General features: G+C 67.1%; 6 protein-coding genes. 3 read left to right on the top strand and 3 right to left on the bottom strand.

The genetic code is table 11. The annotated features are described in order from the left end of the window. Positions 1-29: 29 nt before the first annotated feature. Positions 30-254, bottom strand: a complete 225-nt coding sequence (locus BN977_RS14965) for an MbtH family protein (RefSeq protein ID WP_024450672.1) — start codon at positions 252-254, stop codon at positions 30-32. A gap of 573 nt (positions 255-827) precedes the next feature. Beyond that, positions 828-1,148 (bottom strand): hypothetical protein, encoded by a 321-nt coding sequence (locus BN977_RS14960; protein WP_109790135.1) that lies wholly within the window; start codon positions 1,146-1,148, stop codon positions 828-830. A 170-nt stretch (positions 1,149-1,318) separates the two neighbouring features. On the opposite strand from BN977_RS14960, the gene BN977_RS14955 reads away from it, so the two are divergent. Both BN977_RS14955 and BN977_RS14950 read left to right on the top strand, forming a co-directional pair. Then, complete coding sequence (locus tag BN977_RS14955) at positions 1,319-1,891, top strand: TetR/AcrR family transcriptional regulator C-terminal ligand-binding domain-containing protein (protein ID WP_234709569.1); 573 nt, start codon at positions 1,319-1,321, stop codon at positions 1,889-1,891. A gap of 109 nt (positions 1,892-2,000) precedes the next feature. Further along, on the top strand, positions 2,001-3,026 hold the full coding sequence (locus BN977_RS14950) for a fused (3R)-hydroxyacyl-ACP dehydratase subunits HadA/HadB (RefSeq protein WP_024450675.1): 1,026 nt from the start codon (positions 2,001-2,003) through the stop codon (positions 3,024-3,026). An 8-nt stretch (positions 3,027-3,034) separates the two neighbouring features. Here the strand turns inward: BN977_RS14950 and BN977_RS14945 are convergent, their stop codons facing one another. Then, positions 3,035-3,613 (bottom strand): TetR/AcrR family transcriptional regulator, encoded by a 579-nt coding sequence (locus BN977_RS14945; protein WP_024450676.1) that lies wholly within the window; start codon positions 3,611-3,613, stop codon positions 3,035-3,037. Between the two features lie 84 nt (positions 3,614-3,697). Here BN977_RS14945 and BN977_RS14940 point away from each other — a divergent pair, with 84 nt between their 5' ends. After that, complete coding sequence (locus BN977_RS14940; RefSeq protein WP_036398065.1) at positions 3,698-4,579, top strand: SDR family oxidoreductase; 882 nt, start codon at positions 3,698-3,700, stop codon at positions 4,577-4,579. Positions 4,580-4,589 lie beyond the last annotated feature (10 nt).

The raw sequence follows: 4,589 nt of genomic DNA, 5'->3' as shown, positions 1-4,589 counted from the left end.
TCGTACCCCGACTCGAAACAGTTGAGCGATCAGCCTGGCTGGTTTTGCGCCAATCTGTCCCTCAGGCTCTTCGGCCGAATATCGGTCCACTCGTTTTCGATGTAATCCAGGCACGCGGCGCGGTCGGCTTCGCCGTACACAACTCGCCAGCCCTGCGGAATATCGGCAAACGTGGGCCAGAGGCTGTGTTGTTCCTCATCGTTGACCAGTACGAAGAAGCGACCGCCGTCGTCATCGAACGGATTGGTTGTCACGATGCCCTCCAAGGCAATTGGCGCTTCTGGAACCAGGTATGCCAGTTGTCCGGATATTACCTGTCCAAACGATTGCTGGTAACCCATTCCTGCAGCTAACAATCTTCACCGATCGGGCTACCGTTGCACAGCGTACGAGCAGTGCCGGCGCGCCCTTTCGGCGGGTGCGGCTTCGCGTTTCCCGGCACCATCGTTGTTCGGCCGCACCAATTTCAGCTAAGTACAGTTATGTCCCCCGGATTGAAAGACATCGACTTTTCATCGACAGGCGTGGGCTCCGCAAAGTGTCGTCAGTGCGGCCCGGGGACAGCTCGGCATGCCGCCCGCATGCGGCGGCGCGATCAGCGCGGGCCGAACGGCCCAGCGAAACAGGCTGCGGTACAAACTATTTGACGCGTACGCAAATTCCGTGCCCTTCCGCCGCGAGCCCCCCATGGCGCGTCCGTCGGCTCACAGGAAATCCACATCGGCGCTGCGGCGGAGGCGCCGCGCCGGCCCCTCCGACGGACCGTCACCGGCAATTCGAGTAATGGCTCGAAAGAATGTTCCGGCACTCCATTATCGCCGTGCATTTCATCCGAAGAAAATACCGGCCCCGAATTCGCCTGCCGAATCACCGTCGATATGGTTCGGGCATTGCACGTCGACATATATCGTGTCTCCGGATTGCGGCGACGCACCCGAACGATCGGGATTGTTCACCGCCACTACCGTGCACGAGGACAGTGGTTTGGTGTCGAAACCGCTGACCCAGTTGATCTGCACCAGGTACCCCTGGGCCTGCAGATCGGCGATGACGGCGTCGGCGCCGGCCGCGTGCGCCGCCGGTGCACCGGCACATGCGGCAAGAGCCGCAAGGACCGCCGATCCGCTCCCGACCCAGTGTCCGCGCACGTCTTCGAGGATCGTCCCGAAACCGCTTCAGCGCAACGCTTTTGCCACCGATGACGACGCGCCGTCCCGCGCGGCGCGAGCGCGTTACCGCGGGTACCGACTTGTCGAGCGCCCCCCGGGTCACTGATCTTGAACGCTAGACTGGTGGAATTCTCGGGGGGAGGTTGTTTTTGAGCACGATCGACGAGGCGGAACTCACGCCGGAGTTCCGCGAACGTGTGCATGCCGCAGCCCGTGAAGAATTGACGCAGTGGGGCATCGACCGGTTCAGCATCATGGCGTTGGCGGACCGCAATGGGCTACCGGTACAGAACATTCTGCGGTTCTGGTCCGATGAGGCCGCGCTCATCATCGACGTCCTGCTGGACGGCGCCGGGCGGCAAGCGATGGCACCGGACACCGGGTCGCTACGGGACGATCTGTACGCCCTCGCCGCGGGCATGGCCGCCTATGTCGGGTCCGACCACGGTCATCAGATTCAGGGTTCGCACCTGATCGGCGAACCGTTCCTCGACGGCATCGAGATTCGCCGCACCCTGTGGCGGGTGCGGGCCCAGCGGTTGAGTGTGGTGTTCAGCCGGGCCCACGAGCGTGGTGAGTTGCGCGCCGGGGTCGACCCCGCGATCGCCTTGGAAATGCTGCTGGCCCCCATCAACATGCGGGCCCTTTTCACCGGTGAGCCGATCGACGAACCCTACTGCCGGCGGGTCGCCGACCTGGTGTGGCAGGCGATCCGGTCCTGAGGGCGCGCTCCTCGGTTTGGGTTGCTGCGGTGTGCGCGCGTTAGTGTGCTGTGGACAGCCCCGACGAACGTGCAGGGCGAACGCGCAGATAGAGAAGTCGAGCCCAGCCATGACCGCAGCAGCAGAGACGTCGACCCTTGAGTCCCGGGTGGGCCACTACTACCAGATGGAAGACACCTATCTGGTGGGCCGCGAGAAGATCCGCGAGTTCGCTCGCGCGGTGCAGGACCACCATCCCGCGCACTGGAACGTCGACGCGGCCAAGAAGCTGGGCTACCCCGGCCTGATCGCGCCACTGACCTTCACATCGGGTCCGGCCATGGCGTGCAACCAGCGGATGTTCGAGCAGGTCGTGGTGGGTTACGACATGTACCTGCAGACCGAGGAGGTGTTCGAGCAGCACCGCCCGATCGTCGAGGGTGACGAGCTGCGCATCGACATCGAACTCACCTCCGTGCGCCGCGTCGCCGGGCGCGACCTGATCACCGTCACCAACACCTTCACCGACACCGCGGGCGAGGTGGTGCACACCCTGCACACCACCGTCGTCGGGGTGACCGGCGAAGAGGTCGATCCGGCGATCCGGCCTGCCGTACAGGGCGTGATGATGCACGGCATCAACATGCTGGGCGCCGAGGAATCAGGCGAGGCGTATGAGAAGACCTTGCGTCCGGTGATCGACACCCGGATCGCCGAACCGACCGCCGCGCCCGCGTCACCGTCGTTCGACGATCTGAAGGTCGGCGACGAGTTGCCGGTGCACCACACTCGGCTCTCCCGCGGTGACCTGGTGAACTACGCCGGTGTGGCCGGCGACGCCAACCCGCTGCACTGGGACGAGAACATCGCCAAGCTGGCCGGCCAGCCCGACGTCATCGCCCACGGCATGCTCACCATGGGGCTGGGGGCGTCGTTCGCGTCCTCGTGGACCGACGACCCCGGCTCGGTGAGCCGCTACGCCGTGCGGCTGTCTCAGCCCGCGGTGGTGCCCGCCGACGGCGGCGCGGACATCGAATACAGCGGCAAGATCAAGTCGCTGGATCCGCAGACCCGTACCGGCGTGGTGCTGGTGGGCGCCAAGTCACAGGGCCGCAAGATCTTCGGGCTGGCCACCATGAACATCCGGTTCAGCTGATCCTGAGATCAGCCTAATTCGGCTGTAGCGCTGCGTAACTCGTCCAGCGCCGCCACGGTGAGGCCGGGCAGGCCCGGGCCGGTGTCGTGGTCCTGCTCGGTCCACTGCGCGAAGCCCCGCTTGAAGGCCAGCACCCCGAATTCGGCGGCCAGGTGCGCCGGCAATTCCGGCACACCGCGCGCGGCGAGCGCGCCGGCCATGGCCGCTGCCAGGCCGACGCTCTTGAGTGCATCGCGCTCCTGGAGTTCGGCGCTGGCCGCCACCGCCGCCCTGATCCGTGGACCCATCTCCTGATTCGCCGGACCCATCGCGCCCGCTGCGCGTCGTAGGCCCGCGGCCACCGCCTCCAGTGGGGTGGCGCCGGCCGGGGCTTCGGCGATGCCTTCGGCCAGTAACCGGCTCAGCGTCTCCTGACCAGCCGCCAGCAGTTCGCGCTTGTCCGGAAAGTGCCGGAAGAACGTGCTCTTCGTGACGCCTGCCCGCTCGGCGATCTGCGCGACGGTGGTCCGGTCGTAGCCCTGCTCGGTGAATAGGTCGACGGCCGCCACGACCAGTCGTTCCCGCGCCCCCGGTTCCCAGCGAGCCATCGGGACATCTTAAGTGATGGGACTTTAGTCCCGTCACGATGTAGTGTGATGGGACTAAAGTCCCATCACTCACAGGAGCTGTCCGTGCGCGTCTTTGTCACCGGCGGGACCGGCACCATCGGGTTGCCCGTCGTCACCGAACTGCTCGCCAACGGCCACACCGTGCTCGGCCTCGCCCGCTCCCCCGAATCAGCGCACGCCCTCGAGGCCGCGGGCGCCACACCGTTGCCCGGCGGCCTGGCCGACCTCGACGCCCTGCGGGCCGGGGTCGAGCGGACCGACGGAGTCATCCATCTGGCGTTCGGCAGCGACTACTCGACTGCGGATGCGCTCGCGCGGTCGGTCGCCGAGGAGAGCACAGCCCTCACCGTCCTCGGGGAGGCACTGCTGGGCACCGACCGCCCGATCGTCACGGTGTCGGGCACGCCCTGGGTGCCGGGCCGGGCTTCCACCGAAGACGATCCGCTCCCCCTGGACGGCCCGGTCGGCGGCCGGGGTAGGTCGGTCAACGCGCTGCTGGCCCTGGCGCCCCACGGTGTGCGCAGCAGCGCGGTACGCCTCCCACGCACAGTGCACAACGAGGGCAAAGGCGGATTCGCCGGACTGCTCACCGAGGCCGCTCGGCACACCGGGGTGGTGGGCTATCCGGGCGACGGTTCCCAGCGGTGGCCCGCCGTCCATGCCCGCGATGCCGCCGTGCTGTTCCGGCTGGCCCTGGAATCGGCGCCGGCCGGCTCCCCCTGGCACGCCGTGGCCGACGAAGGCGACGCGGTGCGCGACATCGCCGCCGTGATCGGCCGGCGGCTGGGGCTTCCCGTCCAGACGGTGCCCGAAGACCGGTTCGGGCCGTTCGGCGCGATCTTCGCCCTGGACCAGCCCTCGGTGAGTCACCACACCCGGGAAGCACTGGGCTGGCGGCCCACCCATCCGGGCCTGCTGGCAGACCTGGAGAACATCGCCGCTTGACGGTCGCCGG

It is taken from the genome of Mycolicibacterium cosmeticum (genome assembly GCF_000613185.1).
GTDB classification, from domain to species: Bacteria; Actinomycetota; Actinomycetes; order Mycobacteriales; family Mycobacteriaceae; genus Mycobacterium; species Mycobacterium cosmeticum.
The sequence above is the reverse complement of the archived record's forward strand: the minus strand, read 5'-3'. Positions and strand labels throughout refer to the sequence as shown.